A 17981-nucleotide genomic window follows, 5' to 3' on the forward strand; every position below is an offset into this window, starting at 1 on the left:
CTGGGACTGCATTATCCCGGAGGACGCTCATTTAGACTGGATCAGTTTTCGGGGGCAGGTCAAACCGGCCTTCTTCTGTTTGTCGATGTAGTCCCGAACTCCTTCGAATACTTCGTCATAGCGAGGAAGACTTCCGTCCATCATGATGAAGCGCCAGAAGAAGTCGGTTAGCGATGATCTGCCATCCGGTTCTTCCATACGTGACTGCATCGGCATCCAATGTGCCTGGTAGGCGGCATTCTGTTCCTTCTCGTTGGGAATACTCATGAAGATGTGATTCCGGACTAGGTCCGAAGCAGTGAGAGCCATCCCGGTATTGTTGAGACTTTCGAATATGCGCGGAGCGCTGTCATCCCCATCGAGCTTGATACTCACAAGATTCAGGGTAATCGGTAACGCATGCTTTGAGCTGAGGGAGGTCAATTTCTTTCCCCTGGAGATCACCCTTTGCTAGGACCTTGTGGAAGAATCGACCTGCCTGACCGATCAGGCTTTGAGAGACATTGAGGTCACCCTGCACCACGACGCGAAAGTCATCGTGATCTCTCTGAGTCGGCTTCATCTTTACCCGTTCGTCGTCTAGTTTCGCGTGGAACGCTGCGCCGTGCGTGCCGCAGCCGGGCTGAAGGTTCGCCGAACGGATGAGCAGCCGGCCGAAGCCTGACACTTCGCCCGCAAGCGACAACTTGTCGCCGATCTGCGTCTCGCCGCAGACGACGCCACCCGGGAAGACGGCGCGAACCGGCGTGCCAGGCGCGATCATCGAACCGTTCGGCGCGAAGCGATCGTCCGCCCAGAACCACGCGTGCTCCTGGAGGAACGAGATGTCGGCGGTGACGATGCCCTCGCGTCCAAACTCGCCGTTCAGCGTCGGCACGGGAGAAAACCGCTGATACGACCACCCCTCGCCCGATTCGACGCCATCCAGTTCGAAGAACACATTATCGCCGGGCTCGTAGCACCCGGTGCGCTGGTCCGCGCCGAGCGCGCGCAGCACGAAGTCTCCCGGCCCGCCGCTTGGTGAGTCCGCTTCGGTGATTGTGACCGTGCCGCACTCGGTCCCGTTGTGCACCGCCGTGATCACGCTGCCCGCCGGCGCGTTGCCGCTATCGGTGAGCGCGCGCCCGAGCAAGATCATCTCATCGCGCGTCGTCACCGGAACGTGGATCTCGATCGTCGCGCCGGCTTCGAGGTCGAACGGCTCGGTGAAGGGTTCGCTCGTGATCGGATAGTCAGCGCCGACGCAGTCGCGGAACCCGAACGGGTTGTAACTCGGCAGAGGCGCGCCGGCGCAGTGCTCGAAGCTCGTCGCTATGCCCGGACTCAGGCGGTACGTGCCTGGCGCCGCCTCCATGAGGTAGCTTCCGTCCTCGTACTGGTCACCTACAAGTGACGGGACTCCGCCGTCCGGTGATGACAACGTGGGATTCGTCGGAATGCCTGGCTCATCCGCGTCCTGATCGCCATCGGCGTTACGGTCCCAGTAGATGACGCCCGTCACCGCCCCGATAGCCTCGCCGGCCTGCGCGACGTGCGCCGAACCGCCGGCGATGAACGCCACGGCGATCAGGAGTTCGCAGAGCCAGACCCGGAGAAGCATGCTGGTAGAACGCGCCAACGAGCCCGAAGGTTAACCGATGCGCCTCTCGATGCGAATGAACGCCTGCCTTCGTCGCAAAACTAGGACCGCATGACTCGCTGCATTAAAGCGGTCGTTATGGCAGACGGCAGAAAGCTGACCGCTGAAGGCTGACTGCTTTATCCCGCCACCCGCAGCAATACGCGCGTCTCCATGCGGATAAACGCCGCTCGGAGATTCTCTGCGTCGCCGACATCCAGCAGGCGCATGCCGTCTTCCCAGGCCCGCGCGCGCAGGCTGATGTCGCTCGTAAGTGGGCGTCGCCGCCAGGGAAGCGCCGACCCGCGCGGCGCCGTTTCGGAGATCACCAGCGCCGGCAGGCGTTCGAACGCCGCGTGCGCTTCCGTCGCGTCGCTCTCTTCGAAGGGGCAGCGCGCGAGCGCCAGCGGCAGATCGTAGGCCGTGTGCACCACGGCGCTCAGCCGCGAAAGCTCGTCGTCCGGGATGTCTTCGTAGCGTGCACGGGCGTAGACGGCCCGCCATGGCGCCGGCGTCAACGAAAAGTCCGCGCCGTCCCACGCGTCGAGGGCGCGGAAGTATTGACTCGCTTGCTCGAGCATCAGCCGCTCGATCCAGCCTGCCGCGCTGCCGAACACGCCGGCGCGGCGCAGCGCCTCGACCAGTTCGGCGTGACGCGCGTAACACTCGGCGAAGCCCTTGCGCCGATCGCGGCCGCAGTGAAGGGCGCTCGCCCGGTCGTCGAGCGCATCGACCATTTCCGAGAGGTTCGTGAGGCGCGCCGCGACCCGCTTCGGGCGAAGCCGGATGATGCGTGGATCGGGGTCAGAAGTGGCCATTTCAGCTTCGAAAACGGGGCAACAGATCCGGTGCCCACGGCCGATTGATCAGGTAGCGGCGGACCGCTGTGCAGGGGCGGTCATCCGGCTACCTCCTTCCTCTGCCTGTGTGACGGAGCCTCGTACCACGGTGCGGGGCTTTCGTCCGTCTCCCAGTCTTCGCCTACCAAAACGTTCTGCCTTACCACTTATTGCTTGACGACGTACCTGCCCGGGAGTATGTTCGCGCCATCGTTCGTGCCGGTCGCATGCGAAACTGACATCCCCCGCGCAGTGAAGGAGAATTGCGTGAAGAAGACCCTCATCCTGGGGCTGGTCGCCCTCTTCGCACTCATGCTCGGCGCCGCCCTCACCGGCGGCAATTCCGGCGGATCAACGTCCGAGGCGGCGGAGATCAACCCCGTCATCCTGGTACACGGCTGGAACGGCTCGGCCAGTTCCATGGCGACGCTGAAGTCTCGCTTCGAAGCCAACGGCCGCCAGGCGTTCAGCCTGACACTCCCCGGCCAGAACAACGTCACGAACGCGTCGGCGATCAGGACGCTCGTCAATAACGTGAAAGCGCAGACGGGCGCGACGCAGGTCGACCTTGTCGCCCACAGCATGGGCGGCCTTTCGACGCGCTACTACCTCAAGAACCTCGGCGGCACATCGAGCGTCGCGCAGTACGTATCGCTCGGCAGCCCGCACTACGGGCTGGCGCTGGCATGCTTCCTGTTTACGAACAGCGGAGGCCAGATGTGCCCCTGGAGTTCGTTCCTGGGCGCGCTGAACTCCGGCGACGACACGCCCGGTTCGCCGCTCTACACGACGATCTACAGCACCAGCGACGGGCTCGTGCCGACGTCATCCTCGCGGCTCGATGGCGGCGCCTGCTTCAAGCAGATCAGCGGCGTCAGCCACACGAACCTGACGCAGGATGCCGGCGTCTTCGCGCTCGTGCTCTCCGGCGTCGACGGCACCTGCACCGGCGTCTTCCAGTAGGAAACGATCACACCCTTCGGCACGAACGCGTACGGGGCGGCCACAGTGTCCGCCCCGTACGTCACCCCTCGAGATCACAGCTCGGCGCGCAGAAACCGCCCCCACAGCTCCCGCGTGATCCGGCCAGCGTCGACCGTCACGCGGTGACGCTCGGCAAAGCGGCACACGTTCTCGATGTCCCGGCCGAGCAACTCCAGCGCGTTCGGATTGAACCGCGGGTCGACGGCCTGCGGAAAGTCGATCACGCACACGCGCCCTTCGTGATACAGCACGTTGTGCGGCGAAAGGTCGCCGTGGATCCGGTCGTGCGAGAGCGCCAGCTCGACGTTGCGCATGATCTGGCCGAACGCCTCGCGGGCGGTCACGTCGTCGAAGTCCACGCTGCTGAGCATCGGCGCCGGCGCGTCTTCATCGCCGATGTACTCCATGATGATGATGCTCTCCGACCGCGCGATCGGCCGCGGCACGTCGCCGCCCGCTCGATGCAGCGTTTCGAGCGTCTCGTACTCCGCGTTGACCCACGCCGAGAACGCGAACTGGCGTCCCGCGCGTGACTTCTGCGCGATCGCGCGTTCGTAGCGGTTATGCCGCCGCAGCCGCCCGCCCGTGTACGACGCGTCGTTGGCGAACTGCCGCACGTTGTGCGAGCGGTACACCTTCGCCGCCACCAGGCCGTCGTGGCGCGTCGAGTAGCAGCAGTAGACCGTGGCCTCCTTGCCGCTCTTTATAGTGCCCACCACCTCGTCGATGGTGGCGTCGTCGATGAAGGCTTCGAGCGCCTCCATCTGTTCAGCTTCTCGGTTCTGTCCCATTCATGCTCCGTCGAATGACGCTGGTGGTCGATGTGACGGCGTGCGGCGTGTTGACGTGTTCATGCATGGAGCACCTCCTCGATGCGTAGTGAAGCGTGCAGATGTGTCGCGCGGAAAAATGAGTCAGGGCCGCGAATGCGACCCCTACGAGCGTGCTTCAGCGTGCTAAAGCGACGTTACGAGTGATCCTTCCGCGGGCGCGACGAAACGATGGTGAAGACCTTGTCTTGCATCTGTCGCACCTCCTTCGGAAGCGGCCACGGGCGTGGCCTGATCGCTGAGAGCGTACGGCTCACTCGCGGCGGCTGTCAACCGGCGAACGCCTGTAGACAGCGACGCCGAACCTGTACGCTGCCTGCGATGGAGCGAGCCGCAGCCGACGTAACGCCCGCGCGAGACGCCGCATGTGCCTGATCCGCCTGATCACCGGCTCGATCCTCGGCCTGCTGTTCGGCGCGTTGACGACGCTGCTCGTGATCGTGCTCGCCTTCTCGGCGCTGTCGCTGTTGCTGGCGACGACGGGCGGTCCCGAACCATGCGAGCCGCGTGGCGGTCCGCTCGTCGTCGACGATGCGCAGGCGGCGTCATTTCAGCAGAAGTGGAACGAGTTCCAGACCACGCTCGATATGGTGAACGCCGGACAGACCGTCGACCCGGCGCGCTTCGTTGCGTTCACAGAGAGCGAGATCTCGTCGCGGGCGAATGAATACGTCGAAGGCAAGCACATCCCGATCGATGACATCCGCGTCTGCCTCGACGAGGGGTACGGCGTCGGCACGGGCACCGTCTCAATCCTCGGCTTCGACACGAAGGTGCGCCTGAAGGGCACCGTCGAATTCACGGACGACAGCGCCCGCCCCCGCATCGACGACATGGAGATCGGCAGCGTGCCGGGATTCATGTCCGCGCCGATACGCCGTCTCGTCAACCGCCAGCTCGATCGCGCCGCGGTGGACGTCGTGAACGCGCACAACTATCAGATCCTCATCGGCAACGGCAACGGCGCCGTCGCCGGGACCGCGGGCGAATAGGAGCACCGAACAGCCCTACTACTAACAACTGACGGCTTATAACGTAGAACTCATGAAGTACGACCTCATCGTCATCGGCGCCGGTGCCGCGGGCGCGACCATCGCCGCTCGCGTGTCCGAAGATCCCCGCATCAACGTCCTCCTCCTCGAAGCGGGCCCCTACTACGCGACCACCGCACAGATGCCCGACGATCTGCGCAACGGAAACAACAACTCGTACACCGACCACGATTGGCACTACCGGGCGGAGTCGAACCTCGCCGGCCGGCTGACCGCGTTTCCGCGCGGGCGCGTCGTCGGCGGTTCGTCGGCGGTGAACACGGCGATCGCGTTGCGCGGCGTGCCGGAGGACTACGACGAGTGGGCGCGGCTCGGCAACGACGAATGGTCGTGGCAGAAGGTGCTCCCCTGCTTCCGCCGTCTCGAACACGATCAGGACTTCGACGGCGACTTCCACGGCAAAAGCGGCCCGATCCCCATCCGCCGCTATCGCGAAGATGAACTCACGCCCGTGCAGTCGGCGTTCGTGACGGCCATGCGGGACCTTGGCTATCCGGAGACGAAGGACAATAACGACCCCGACTCCACCGGCCTCGCGCCGCATCCGATGAACAAGCAGGGCCGCCTCCGGATGAGCGTCGCGATCTGCTACCTGGAGCCGGCGCGACATCGCCTCAACCTGACGGTGCGCGGCGATTGCCTGACGCACCGCATCGTCTTCGACGGCGCGCGCGCGTCGGGCGTCGAAGTCGAGTCAGGCGGCGCCACCCAGGTCGTCGAAGGCGACCGCATCGTGATCGCCTCCGGGGCGATCGGGACACCCGCCATCCTGATGCGCTCGGGCATCGGACCGGAGGCGCACCTGCGCGAGCTTGGCATCGACGTGCTCGCCGATCTTCCGGGCGTCGGCGCCAACCTCGACGACCACCCGATGCTCGGCGTCACGTTTCTGGCGCACGAAGGCCTGCTCAATCCCGACGACCCGCTCGTGCAGGTGACGTATCGCTACACGTCGAGCCTGGGCGAGGAACGCAACGACATGCAGCTCATGCCCGCATCGGCCGTCTCGGCCGGCGAAGGCCGCGTCGTGTACTCGATCGGCAGCGTGATCGAGCGTCAGAAGTCGATCGGACGCCTTTCGCTCACGTCCGCGGACCCGCACGCCGCGCCCCGCATCGAAAATCGCTTCTGCGAGCACCCCGACGACGTGCGACGTCTCGTCGAAGGCGTGCGCATGGGCATCGAAGTGTCTTCGAACGACGCGTTCGCGCGCCTCAACGCCGGCCGGCTCTCGCCGAACGACGACGCCATCGCCGACGACGAGACGCTCGGCGCCTTCTGCCGGAAGGTCGCCGCCAGCGGCTTCCACCCCAGTTGCACCGCGAAAATGGCGCCGGCCGCTGACCCGATGGGCGTCGTCGACCAGCACCTGCGCGTGCGCGGCTTCGACGGCCTGTTCGTCGCGGACGCCTCCGTCATGCCGAAGTGCCCGCGCGCGAACATCCACCTCACGTCGATCATGATCGGCGAACGCGCCGGCGAATGGCTCCGCACCGGCGCGATCTGACCGCGGGCGCGCGAGCCGTCCGTTAAGCCCCTGCGACGCGCTTCCGCCGACCTCGAACGTCGAACGTCGACCTTGGAACCTCGAACCTGGAACCTCGAACCCTCTCTCACCTCCGGCCTCCGACCTTGTATCTCTGACTTCTGACGGCTGACCGCTGGCCGCTGACCGTCGATCATCCCGCCCCGCATCCGTCGTTAGTAGGAGGCCCGCGTCACCCTAAAGCGGGCGCCACAGTGACCACTATCGCCGGATTCGGCGCGACCGTATTTGAAGGAAACTGTCGTCAGATTCAAGACAGATACGACATCAGGGGACAGACGGATGGCAACGTTCACGACGACAGCACAACACAGGGGAATCGGCAGCCAGCGGCTCGAGCGGGCAATCGCCCTGGCGCGCGGCGCCGCAAGCGACGTTCGCGGCACCGCCGCCAACGCGCGGCGATCGCTGGCATGGGCGCCCGCCTTCGCACGCGACCTGACCATCGTGCTCGGCGTCATCGGCGTCTACTTCGTGCTCCGCGGCCTCGCCCCGACCCGGCTCGACGAGTCCGTCGCGCTGACCAACGACCTGGTGGCCGTCGAGAAGGCGACGTACACCTTCTGGGAGCCGCAGATACAGGACTGGTCCTTGCAGAACCACTGGGTCCAGGAGCTGGCGAACTTCACCTACGCGTACCTGCACTTCCCGGTGCTGGCCATGGTCGCCATCTGGCTCTGGTTCCGCGACCGCAGCCGCTTCGTCTTCCTCCGCAACGTGATGTTCACGTCGATGGTCATCGGGCTGTTCGTCTACTACGCCTTCCCGGCGGCGCCGCCCCGCCTCATGGAGCTGCACGGCTACGACATGGGCTTCACCGACACGGTGTTCGGCGCCGAGACCAGCGTCTCCTACGCGCAGCCTTCGCTGATCACCAACGAGTACGCCGCCATCCCGAGCTTCCACTTCGGATGGATCGCGCTGGCATCGGCGGCGATCTGGACGACGACGCGCAATCCCTTCGCCCGCACGGTCGCCGTTAGCCTGACGGTGCTGATGACGTGGGCGATCGTGGCCAGCGCCAACCACCTGTTCATCGACATGGCGCTCGGCGGCCTAGTGATCGTGGCATCGTGGTGGGTCGCCGGTCACCTCAGCGTCGCAAAGCGTTTCGTCGCTCGCCAGGCGCGCGCGACGCGAGCGCACCAGCCCATCGAGCTGCCGGCTTCGCAGTGGCTGGCTCCGAACGCCGCCTTCGCCGCTCGCGAGGTGTGCGCGGCGTAAACCGCACACGAGGAACTCGACTCAAGGAGGGGGCGCATCGGTGATGCGCCCCTTCTGGCGCGTGCTTTGGCAAGCGTCGCAGGCTCATCGGCTGGCCCGACGGTTCCCCACATTCCTATAATCGCCTCGATGAAACGCAACCTCAGCCGCCGCGTCATGGCGCTCTCCATAGGGGGCAAAATCTCGCTCATCTGGCGCACGTTCCGCGATCCCGATGTGCCGGTCTTCGCGAAGGCCGTGCTGCCGCTCGTCGTCGCGTACGTCGCGCTGCCGTTCGATGTCATCCCGGACCGCATCCCGCTCCTCGGCCAGATCGACGATCTCGTGATCGTCGCCGCCGGCATGACGCTCTTCGTCGCGCTCACGCCACGCCACGTGCTCGAGTATCATCTGGGCGCGCTCGAATGACCCTGCTGGCGGGCGCCGCGCGCGTATCGATCGGGCCGCGCCCCGACGATCTGCGCGAAGGCGTGTGGCTCGGCGGCTTCGGTGCGTACCGCGAGCGCCGCGCCACCGCCGTACACGACGAGCCGCAGTGCCGCGCGATCGCCATCAGCGACGGCACGACGGCGTTCGTGCTCGCCGCGCTCGACTTGGTCGGCGCCAGCGGCCCGCTGCTCTCATCGATCCGCGATGACGCGGCGCGGCTCACCGGATTGCCGCCCGGTCACATCCTCCTCGCCTGCACGCACAGCCACGCCAGCCCCGATACGCAGGGGCTCTGGGGCGGCATCGGCGACTCGTACCGTACGCACATTGCTCATCGAGCGGGCAGCGCGATCTGGGAGGCGCACCACGCGCTCGCGTCCGCGTCGGCCAGCGCCGCCACCACGCATCTCGCCGGCGTTACGAAAAACCGCCGCGCCTGGCCGGAGACCGACGACACGCTGACGAGCGTGCGCTTTACGTCGCTCGAAGGCGCGCCGATCTCCACGCTCGTGAACTTCGCCGCGCATCCGACGGCGACCGGATCCGCGAACACCGAGGTCTCGCGAGACTGGTGCGGCTACGCCGTCGACGCGGTCGAGCGTGAGGCAGGCGGCGTCGCGATCTACGTCAACGGCGCCATCGGCGACGTCAATCCGCTGGATGCAGGCAGTTTTGACGCTGCCGAACGCCTCGGCGAAGCGGTCGCGCGCGCATCGATCGCGTCACTACAGACGCCAGATCCCGTCAATGGCGCAGTGTACGTGCGCTCCGACGCGCTGGAGGTGCCGCTGAACTTCGAGCGGCTGTCGCAGCGCGTGCAGTCCGCGATCGACCGCTCCGGCTTCGCGATCGCGGCGCTCGCCAAGGCCGGCGGCCTGCGCGCGACGCAACTCGCGCTGCACACGGCGGGCCGCCGCGACCTCGCGCAACTCGTCGCCGCGCTCGAAGGCATGTCCGAACGCCCAAAGACGCATCGCGACGGCCAGGCGTTCCTTCGCACGCACTGCGGCTACGTGAGCATCGGCGATCGCGTCGAAGCATTCGCAACGCCCGGCGAAGTGCTGACGCGCCTGGCGGCGCCGCTGCGCGCGTCGATGGGCGCGCCGCACCGGATGTTTTTCGGACTCACGCACGACACGCTCGGCTACTTCCTCCCCGAAGACGAGTGGATGATGCCCGGGCGCAACAACAACTACGAGGAGTCGGTGTCGATGGGACGGCGCGCCGGCCCCGCCCTCGCCGATGCGCTGCTTGCCATGGTCCCGCATCGAAGGGAGGCCCGATGAGGCTGCCGCTCGTCACGTCGCACGCCGCCTGCAAAGGTCACGCGCCGGAGAACACGCTCGCCGGCATCGAAGCGGCGCTGCGGCTCGGCGCCGACGCCATCGAGATCGACGTCCACTGCACCGCCGACGGCGTGCCCGTGCTGATCCACGATGAAACCGTCGAGCGCACGACCGACGGCGCCGGCAACATCCACGAGATGTCGTTCGACGTCGCACGTGCGCTCGATGCCGGTGCGCGCCAGTTCGTGCCGCAGTTCCAGGGCGCCGTAATTCCCACGCTCGCTGAAACGCTTGCGCTGACGAAGGGCAACGCACTGCTGCAGATCGAGATCAAGCAGCGCGACATCGAAGGACGCGTCGCAGACGTGGTGCGCGATGCGGGCGCCGTCGCCGATTGCGAAGTACACTCGTTCTGGCCGCAGGTCGTGCAGGAGATGCGCGCCGTCGAACCGCGCATGGCGGCAGCACTCCTGACCGATGGCCGCCGCGTCGTCGACTGGCAAGACTTCTTCGGCTTCGCGTTGTCGCTGAATGCGCAGGGCGTCAGCGTCTACCATTCGTGGGCGACGCGCGACCTCGTGTCGCAGGGGCAGAAGCGCGGCCTCACCTTCATGGTGTGGACCGTCGATGACGAAGCCGACATGCAGAAGATGGTCGCGGCCGGCGTCGACAGCATCTGCAGCAACTTCCCCGACCTCGTGCGCAGCGTCATCGAGGACCGCGCATCCGCGCGCCGATAGCGCCTTGCGGGCGGCGCCGGCGGTCCATTTTCTCGGCCGAGCGTCGTTCATTTATACTGGCTGTGCGCACGGGTGTAGCTCAGTTGGGAGAGCAGCGGTCTCCAAAACCGCCGGTCGGGGGTTCGAGTCCCTCCACCCGTGCCACGATTTCGAATCTACGACCGGCTGGCGAGGCCGGTCGTTTTGCTCTCTACCGCTGCACTTGACACAGAAGTGACACAGTACGGCGATATGGCCGCCTCGCTCGGGGCGTTGGGATCAACGCACCAAGGGAGGCGACGATGACGACTGCGCGGCGCGCGAGAGGCGAAGGGAGCATCAGCAAACGGAACGACGGCCGGTTCATGGGCCGGGTGACGCTGCCAAGCGGCCGCGTCAAGACCGTCTACGGACGGTCGAGGTCGGACGTGGCCAAGAAGCTCAGGGAGCTGCTCTCTCACGCAGACCAGGGCATCCCCATCCCGGAGGAGGACCCGCAACTCAGAACCTTCCTTGCCGGCTGGCTGACCAGCATCGAGCACACCGTCCGCCCGACGACGTACCGCCGCTACGAGCAGGTGGTCCGTCACGACCTAATCCCCGAACTCGGTGCGACGCGCCTCTCGAAACTCAACCCTGGCCACGTGCAGCGCCTTCAGGCACATTGTTCAAGCGCGGACTCTCCCCGACGTCGGTGCACCAACGTCCACGCCGTGCTTCATCGCGCTCTCAACCATGCCGTCCGCTGGGGTACGTCGTCCGTAACGTCGCGTCCCTCGTCGACGCGCCGCGGATAAAGCGCCACAGCTTCCGCACGCTCTCCGCCGAAGAAGCGCGCGCCCTGCTGAGGGCAGCCGAGGGCGACCGTTTCGAGGCCCTCTACGTGGTCGCGTTGACGACAGGCATGCGACAGGGGGAGTTGCTTGGCCTGCAGTGGAAGAGTGTCGACCTCAAGCGCCAGACGCTGGCGGTGCGCGGGTCGCTGGAGCGCGGCGTCAAGACGCTGACGATCGGTGAGCCGAAGACGCGGACGTCACGGCGGCAGGTACACCTCACGCCCGCTGCCGTCGAGGCGCTCCGCCAGCATCGCGTCCGCCAGCACGAGGAGCGCCTTGCTGTTGGCTCGGCGTGGGAGGACAACGAGCTCGTGTTCTGCAGTGAGATCGGCACCCCGGTCTCGGCGAGCAATCTCCTCAACCGCTCGTTTCGCCGCCTTCTCGAGCGAGCTGGTATTGAGCCGATCCGCTTCCACGACCTGCGCCACACCGCCGCCACGTTGCTGCTCGAGCAAGGCATGCACCCGAAGATCGTCTCCGAGATGCTCGGCCACAGCACGATCGCAATCACGCTTGATCTCTACAGCCATGTCACCTCCGCGATGCACAAGCAGGCGGCCGACGCCATGGAGGAGATCCTGCGATCCTAGGACACCGCACCTAAGGGTTTAGCCGATCTCGCCCAATCCGCTTCACGGCGACACATGCCTCGCAGGAGGTTCGTGATGTCACTCGATGCCATGGCTGGCCTCGCCCAGCTTGTTGCGGTCGTGATAGCGGCGGCTGCGCTCGTCGTCACGCTCTCGGGCATTCGCAAGCAGCTGTGGCTCACGACCTTCGCCGAGTACACCGGACGGTACATCCAGATCCTGGATGAGATACCAATGGCGGCCCGACGTGAGCCACAGACGTTCAGCCTCGCTTCGCAGCCTGACTCGGAGCGCGATCGACTCCTCGCGCTTGCCATTCGTTACCTCAACCTGTGCTCGGAGGAGTACTACTTGTTCCGTAAGAACATCATCGACGGCCGGACGTGGGCGATTTGGGAAGAAGAAATCGTCATCGCTCTTCGACGGAGGTGGCTGGTGGAAGCATGGGGCCAGGTGAAGACGGAGTACGACTCGTTCGTCGAGTTCCACGCACTAATCGAGCGCATCATCGATGCAGGGCGTTGTCAAGATCCGCCCGACGCGCAGCTTCCACTAGCGAGCTGAGCTCTCGCCGACTGCTCTTCCTCCGATTGTTCGTTAGCGCGGCATCGCCCTATAATCGGCACACGGTAGGCGGGGCCCGTGAACAACTACACCATCGACCAGCTGGAATCGCACCTCTGGGAGTCCGCGAACATCCTGCGCGGGCCGGTCGATGCTGCCGACTTCAAAACGTACATCTTCCCGTTGCTGTTCTTCAAGCGGGTCTCGGACGTCTACGACGAGGAGTTCGAAGAGGCGAAGCAGGAGTCACGTGGTGACCTCGACTTCGCGTCGTTCCCGGAGAATCACGGGTTCCAGATACCCGACGGATGCCACTGGAACGACGTGCGCGAGCGGACGACGAACGTCGGACAGGCGTTGTTGCATGCGCTGCGGGAGATCGAAAAGGCGAACCCCGGCACTCTGTACGGCGTGTTCGGCGATGCCCAGTGGGCGAACAAGGAGCGGTTCTCCGACGAGCTCCTCAACGACCTGATGGAACACTTCTCGCGGATCAACCTCTCGAACGCTGCGGTGCAGACCGACGTGCTCGGCCAGGCGTACGAGTACCTGATCAAGAAGTTCGCCGACGCCACGAACCGCAAGGCCGGCGAGTTCTACACACCGCGACCGATCGTGCGGTTGATGGTCAATATCCTCGACCCGCAGGAAGGCGAGTCCATCTACGACCCCGCGTGTGGGACGGGCGGCATGTTGCTCGGCGCCATCGCGCATGTGAAGGACGCCGGCGGCGACGTAAAGCTCCTCTGGGGCAAGCTCTTCGGACAAGACCGCAACCTGACGAACGAAGCGATGTCGCGGATCAACCTGTTCCTGCACGGCGTCGAGGACTTCAAGATCGTCCGCGGCGACACCTTGCGCGAGCCGGCGTTCTATTCCGGCGACTTGCTTTCGCAGTTCGACTGCGTGATCGCTAATCCACCGTTCTCGCTTGAACAGTGGGGCGACGAGATCTGGAGCAATGACCGTTACGGGCGCAACTTCGCCGGACTACCACCGCGCAAGAGCGGTGACTACGCCTGGGTGCAGCACATGATCATGTCGATGGCGGCACCGCACGGACGAATGGCCGTCGTCCTGCCCCACGGCGCGCTGTTCCGCATGGCTGCTGAAGGCAAGATCCGTCGCAAGATCATCGACTCCGACAAGCTCGAAGCGGTGATCGGTCTCGGGCCGAACCTGTTCTACGGCACCGGGCTCGCTGCCTGCATCCTGGTCTTCCGCATGCGCAAGGCCGACGAGCGGCGCGGCAAGATCCTCATCGTCGACGCGTCGAAAGATTTCAGGAAGGGCCGCAATCAGAACACGCTCGAACCCGAGCACGTCGAGCGCATCTACGGCTGGTACCGCGACTACCAAGATGTTCCTGGCACTGCAAAGGTCGTCGCGACAAAGGATGTCGCGCAGAACGACTTCAATCTCAACATCTCCCTTTACGTGGAGCCCGTAGTCGAGGAGCAGACCATTACGGTGCTGGAGGTCATCGCCAATCTCAAGATAAAGCTCGACGAGGCGTACGCGGCCGAGGAGCGGCTGAAGGAGCTGCTGGTCAGCGCGGCGTTGATGTCATGAGTTGCATGGGGGAGGCAACATGAAGGCCGGCGAAGTCAAGTTTCAGGAACTACTGAACGGCAAGATCCAGTATCGTGTGCCGCTGTTCCAGCGAACCTACAGTTGGCAGGAGGAGAACTGGCAACGCCTCTGGGATGACATTCTGGAGATCTACGCGTTGGCCGCACCACGAAGCCACTTTATCGGTGCGATCGTTACTCAACCTCTGGAAGATTCCCCCGAGTACTCCACCAAGTTCATGCTCATCGATGGCCAGCAGCGTCTAACGACGCTGTTCTTAGTGCTCGCGGCAGTCAGAGACCGGGCAAAGAGCCATGGTCAGCCTGCCCTCGCAGAGGAAATCGACGACGACTGCCTTTTCAACAAGCAGGTCGTCATCGGCGACGCGGTGACGTACGACGTGCACTGGTACCCGTCGATGGGCCAGCTCTTCGGCAGCGATGCGTCGGAGTTTCCGCTGCCCACGCCCGACAGCCCGCCGCCGGCGCCATTCTGCCCGCCGGTGGCCATCATCCCTGTCGACCCGGCCACGCCACTGAGCCCGCCGCCCAACCTAGACGACATCACGCCGCAGAGTCCGCCGCGATCGTCGCCCGATCCATGGCCGCAGAGCCCGCCATCCGCGACAGGCGTGAACGCGCTGCAAGAAGTGCCGCTGAGCCCGCCGCCCGCCAGTCCGCCACCGGCTGATCTGCCGCTGAGCCCGCCGTCGCTGTCACCGCCCGCGAACCCGCCGCCAGGACAGCAGGTATGTGTGCCTGCCACAGGCGCTGGTTTGGCGCCGCCCGACACCGGCAGCGCCGGACTCAAGCACAGCGCGCCTACAGCCCACGCGAAAACTGACGACTGAAAACTGACGACTGAGGACTACCCGCTAATACAACGCCTGCGCGACGATCGCGTCGGCGATCTGTTCGTCGCTCATGCCGAGGATGTCTTTGCAGATCTGCTCGTTGTGCTGCCCGAGCATCGGCGCAGGCCCCTGCAGTTCGCCGGGCGTCTTCGACAGGCGGAACGGCGGGCCGTCGTAGGCGTTGTGGCCAGCTTCGGGGTGGTCGAGGTAGACGTAGTAGCCGCGCGCCTTCAGGTGCTCATCGCTCTCGAGCATGTCGCGCGCGTTCTGCACGACGCCCGCAGGCACCCCCTTCGACTGCAGCAGCGCCATCGCCTCTTCGGCCGTGCGGTCGCGCGTCCACTCGCCGATCTTCTGTTCGATCTCGTCCTCGCGCTGCTTGCGGCCGTCGAGCGTCGCAAGGGCGGCGTCCGTCGCCCACGTCGGCGCATCGATGGCGTCGACGAACGCGCGCCACTGCGCGTCGTCGAACACGCCGAGCGCGATCCAGCGCTCTTCGGGCTGGCCGTTCCACTCGTTGTCCTTGCAGCGGAAGGCGCCGTGCGGCGCGGCGTGCGTCAGGCGGTTGCCCTGGCGGCCCTGCACGCAGCCGTTGTTCGCGTAGTCCATGACGGCAGGCGCGAGCGGCGCCACCGACGATTCGATCTGCGCCAGTTCGATGCACTGGCCCTTGCCGGTCTTGCGTCGATAGCGCAGCGCCGCGAGGATCGCGACGAGCGTGTGGCCGGGATTGATCACGTAATCGGGATAGTTCGTGCCGAGGCCCATCGGCGCGCGATGCGGAAAGCCGCTGAGGTGGCTGTAGCCGGTGATCGGCCCGAGCACGGCGCCGAAGCCCATGAAGTACTTGTGCGGGCCATCGAAGCCCTGCATGGGCTGGTAGACGGCGACGACGTTCTCGTTGAGGGCGCGCACCTGCTCGTACCCCAGTTGCCACTTTTCGATGATGCGCGGCGTGTGATTGGTGATGAAGACATCGGCCCACGCGATCAGCCGGTGCGCCATGTCCATGCCGAGTTCGGTGTTGAGATTGAGGGTCAGGCCGAGTTTGCCGGCGTTGTAGTTATTGAAGTAGCCGCTGACGTTGAACGTGTTCTTGTCGGGCGGAAACGGCCCGACCAGCCGCAGGCCGTCGAGGTGGGCCTCCGATTCGACGCGCACGACGGTCGCGCCGAAAGCAGCGAGGTTGTTCGCGCAGATCGGCCCCGCCCCGAACCACGAGAAGTCGGCGACCTTCAGGCCAGACAGAGGCTGCTGCTTGTCGCTCACATTCGCTGCTCCCTGCCTAGACTGCGCCCTTCGCGCGCAGTTCATCGATCTGTTCGGTCGAATAGCCGGCTTCGAACAGCACGTCGATCGTGTGTTCGCCGGGGAGCGGCGGCCGCCGCCGGATCGCCCACGGCGTCTCCGACAGCCGGTACGGCGGGCCGGCGTACGCGACCGTCGCGCCGATCTCTTCGTGCTCGACCTTTTGCAGCCACTGGCGATGCTGTAACTGCGGGTTCTTCACCAGGTCCTCCGGCGTCGAGACGATGCCAAACATGAGACGCTGCTGCTGGCCTTCCTGGTACAGGTCCCACTTGCTCTTGCTCGCGCAGAACTTCGCGAACACTTCGTACAGGTGGGCCATGATCTTCAGCCGTTCCGGGAGCTTCTCCGGTTCGCGCACGAGCCCCGTGAGGAACGACAGGTTGAGATTGCCGATGAACTCGCGGTACGGCTCGTCGTTGAGGTCTTCCGCCATGCCTTCGCGCGTCATCCAGTCGAGCATCGCTGTCCATGGCGCGCCGCCGGGCGTGCCGAGATACGCGAACACCTGGCCATCGGTGCACTCATAGACGCCGATGCCGGGGATGTCGATGGGCAGCGCGCCGCGGGCGCCGGTGCGCGTGCGGATCGCCTTCATCATGTCGTACGTCTGCATGGCGGTCTCCTGGTTGATGGAGAGCGCTTCTTGCATCGAGACGTCGACGTGCTGGCCTTCGCCGCTGTTGTCGCGGTGTACGATCGCCATCAGCGTGCCGGCTGCCGCCTGGATCGCGGCGCCGATGTAGCCCTGGTTGCCGTACGGGCGGTTCGGCGGGTCTTCCTTGTCGCCGGCGAGCGTCATCATGCCGCTCATCGCGACGCCGACGATGTCGCACCATTTGTAGTGCGCGTGCGGGCCGTCCTGTCCGAAGGCGGTCACCGACGTCATGACGATGTCGGGCTTGATCGTCGAAAGGCGGCCGTAGCCGAGGCCGAGGGACTCCATGTAGCCCGGCTCGAACGTCTCGACCACGACATCGGCGCTGCGCACGAGCTTTTCGAAGACGGCGCGGCCTTCCGGCTTCGTGATGTCGAGCGTGATGCTGCGCTTGTTTGTGTTGAGGTTCCAGAAGTAGAGGCTGCGGTCCGGCGACGCGCGCTCGCCGAAGAACGGCCCGATCATGCGCATCGGATCGCCCCCCGGCGGTTCGATGCGCATGACGTCTGCGCCGAGGTCGGCGAGGAGCTTGGTGGCGTAGACGCCGATCTCGCCGGAGAGGTCGAGCACGCGGATGTCGTCGAGGGCGGCCGCAGTCATGCGTCACGCCTTCATCAGCTGCGCGAATTGTTCCTCAGTCAGCCCAGCTTTTCGAATCAATGCTTTCAATAGGCCTCTCTTCAATGCTTTCCCCGACTTTGGATATCGAAACAAGCTGACCGTTCGGCATCTTTACATTCATGTGCGAGCCCTTACCCTGCCGCGTAACGCCACCGCCGCGTTCGAAGGCTTTCACAGCGGTCTCTGGACGAACGTTCCGCAGTTCACGCACTACTTCAGGCCGCAGACGGCTCTGGAAGATGGACCGTCGCGATTACGATCTGTTCCTCGGGAATCGCTTGCCCGTCCTCCCGCAGCGCCTCGATGTGGGACGATATCGCGTCGCGAGCCTCGGCTAGAAGTTCGTCCAGCGTCTCTCCCTGAGTAAAGCAACCGGGAAGCGCCGGAACCTCCGCCCAGTACCCGCCTTCTTCAGCCGAATGAATAACGAGCAGGTACTCCATATTTATCTC

At 65.2% G+C, this 17981-nt stretch carries 19 protein-coding genes and 1 tRNA gene; 13 read left to right on the forward strand and 7 right to left on the reverse strand.

The window, feature by feature from the left end; translation table 11 throughout:
- Nucleotides 1-27: 27 nt before the first annotated feature.
- From WEB52_05745 to WEB52_05755, 3 genes are all read right to left on the reverse strand, one after another.
- Nucleotides 28-375: a hypothetical protein gene (locus WEB52_05745; protein MEX2225936.1), complete on the reverse strand. Its 348-nt coding sequence runs from the start codon at nt 373-375 to the stop codon at nt 28-30.
- Nucleotides 350-1600 carry a hypothetical protein gene (locus tag WEB52_05750; protein MEX2225937.1) on the reverse strand — a complete coding sequence of 417 codons (1251 nt, stop codon included), beginning with the start codon at nt 1598-1600 and terminating at the stop codon, nt 350-352. Before WEB52_05750 ends, WEB52_05745 begins: the two co-directional genes overlap by 26 nt.
- Nucleotides 1601-1758: 158 nt before the next feature.
- Nucleotides 1759-2436 (reverse strand): DUF5995 family protein, encoded by a 678-nt coding sequence (locus WEB52_05755; GenBank protein MEX2225938.1) that lies wholly within the window; start codon nt 2434-2436, stop codon nt 1759-1761.
- 288 nt (nt 2437-2724) lie between these two features.
- On the opposite strand from WEB52_05755, the gene WEB52_05760 reads away from it, so the two are divergent.
- On the forward strand, nt 2725-3420 hold the full coding sequence (locus tag WEB52_05760; GenBank protein MEX2225939.1) for an alpha/beta fold hydrolase: 696 nt from the start codon (nt 2725-2727) through the stop codon (nt 3418-3420).
- A 74-nt stretch (nt 3421-3494) separates the two neighbouring features.
- Here WEB52_05760 and WEB52_05765 read toward each other — a convergent pair whose 3' ends face one another.
- Nucleotides 3495-4232, reverse strand: coding sequence for an RIO1 family regulatory kinase/ATPase (locus WEB52_05765; protein MEX2225940.1), 738 nt, complete (start codon nt 4230-4232; stop codon nt 3495-3497).
- A gap of 404 nt (nt 4233-4636) precedes the next feature.
- Between WEB52_05765 and WEB52_05770 the strand changes: the two genes are divergently transcribed.
- The 12 genes from WEB52_05770 to WEB52_05825 all read left to right on the forward strand — a co-directional run bounded on the left by WEB52_05770 (nt 4637) and on the right by WEB52_05825 (nt 14939).
- Entirely contained in the window at nt 4637-5263 is a 627-nt protein-coding gene (locus tag WEB52_05770) for a hypothetical protein (GenBank protein MEX2225941.1), read from the forward strand.
- Between the two features lie 52 nt (nt 5264-5315).
- Nucleotides 5316-6830, forward strand: a complete 1515-nt coding sequence (locus WEB52_05775) for a GMC family oxidoreductase N-terminal domain-containing protein (GenBank protein MEX2225942.1) — start codon at nt 5316-5318, stop codon at nt 6828-6830.
- A 321-nt stretch (nt 6831-7151) separates the two neighbouring features.
- Nucleotides 7152-8093 carry a phosphatase PAP2 family protein gene (locus WEB52_05780; protein MEX2225943.1) on the forward strand — a complete coding sequence of 314 codons (942 nt, stop codon included), beginning with the start codon at nt 7152-7154 and terminating at the stop codon, nt 8091-8093.
- A 129-nt stretch (nt 8094-8222) separates the two neighbouring features.
- The gene (locus tag WEB52_05785) at nt 8223-8501 is read left to right on the forward strand and encodes a DUF1232 domain-containing protein (GenBank protein ID MEX2225944.1); all 279 of its coding nucleotides are present in this window, start codon (nt 8223-8225) and stop codon (nt 8499-8501) included.
- On the forward strand, nt 8498-9808 hold the full coding sequence (locus tag WEB52_05790; GenBank protein ID MEX2225945.1) for a hypothetical protein: 1311 nt from the start codon (nt 8498-8500) through the stop codon (nt 9806-9808). Before WEB52_05785 ends, WEB52_05790 begins: the two co-directional genes overlap by 4 nt.
- Entirely contained in the window at nt 9805-10548 is a 744-nt protein-coding gene (locus tag WEB52_05795; GenBank protein MEX2225946.1) for a glycerophosphodiester phosphodiesterase family protein, read from the forward strand. Before WEB52_05790 ends, WEB52_05795 begins: the two co-directional genes overlap by 4 nt.
- Nucleotides 10549-10616: 68 nt before the next feature.
- Nucleotides 10617-10692: transfer RNA gene (locus WEB52_05800), tRNA-Trp, on the forward strand.
- A gap of 137 nt (nt 10693-10829) precedes the next feature.
- On the forward strand, nt 10830-11324 hold the full coding sequence (locus WEB52_05805; protein MEX2225947.1) for an N-terminal phage integrase SAM-like domain-containing protein: 495 nt from the start codon (nt 10830-10832) through the stop codon (nt 11322-11324).
- Entirely contained in the window at nt 11222-11953 is a 732-nt protein-coding gene (locus WEB52_05810) for a site-specific integrase (protein ID MEX2225948.1), read from the forward strand. The genes WEB52_05805 and WEB52_05810 overlap by 103 nt, the downstream gene beginning before the upstream one ends.
- 75 nt (nt 11954-12028) lie before the next feature.
- Nucleotides 12029-12517, forward strand: a complete 489-nt coding sequence (locus WEB52_05815; protein ID MEX2225949.1) for a hypothetical protein — start codon at nt 12029-12031, stop codon at nt 12515-12517.
- Between the two features lie 78 nt (nt 12518-12595).
- Nucleotides 12596-14089: a class I SAM-dependent DNA methyltransferase gene (locus WEB52_05820; GenBank protein ID MEX2225950.1), complete on the forward strand. Its 1494-nt coding sequence runs from the start codon at nt 12596-12598 to the stop codon at nt 14087-14089.
- Between the two features lie 19 nt (nt 14090-14108).
- Entirely contained in the window at nt 14109-14939 is an 831-nt protein-coding gene (locus WEB52_05825) for a DUF262 domain-containing protein (protein MEX2225951.1), read from the forward strand.
- A gap of 24 nt (nt 14940-14963) precedes the next feature.
- Here the strand turns inward: WEB52_05825 and WEB52_05830 are convergent, their stop codons facing one another.
- From WEB52_05830 to WEB52_05840, 3 genes are all read right to left on the reverse strand, one after another.
- Nucleotides 14964-16211, reverse strand: a complete 1248-nt coding sequence (locus WEB52_05830; GenBank protein ID MEX2225952.1) for a CoA transferase — start codon at nt 16209-16211, stop codon at nt 14964-14966.
- Nucleotides 16212-16227: 16 nt separating this feature from the next.
- Nucleotides 16228-17508 (reverse strand): CoA transferase, encoded by a 1281-nt coding sequence (locus WEB52_05835; GenBank protein ID MEX2225953.1) that lies wholly within the window; start codon nt 17506-17508, stop codon nt 16228-16230.
- 236 nt (nt 17509-17744) lie between these two features.
- Nucleotides 17745-17972 carry a type II toxin-antitoxin system HicB family antitoxin gene (locus WEB52_05840; GenBank protein MEX2225954.1) on the reverse strand — a complete coding sequence of 76 codons (228 nt, stop codon included), beginning with the start codon at nt 17970-17972 and terminating at the stop codon, nt 17745-17747.
- Between the last annotated feature and the right edge of the window lie 9 nt (nt 17973-17981).

The sequence above is a fragment of the Dehalococcoidia bacterium genome, assembly GCA_040902535.1.
Classification (GTDB): domain Bacteria; phylum Chloroflexota; class Dehalococcoidia; order DSTF01; family JACRBR01; genus JBBDXD01.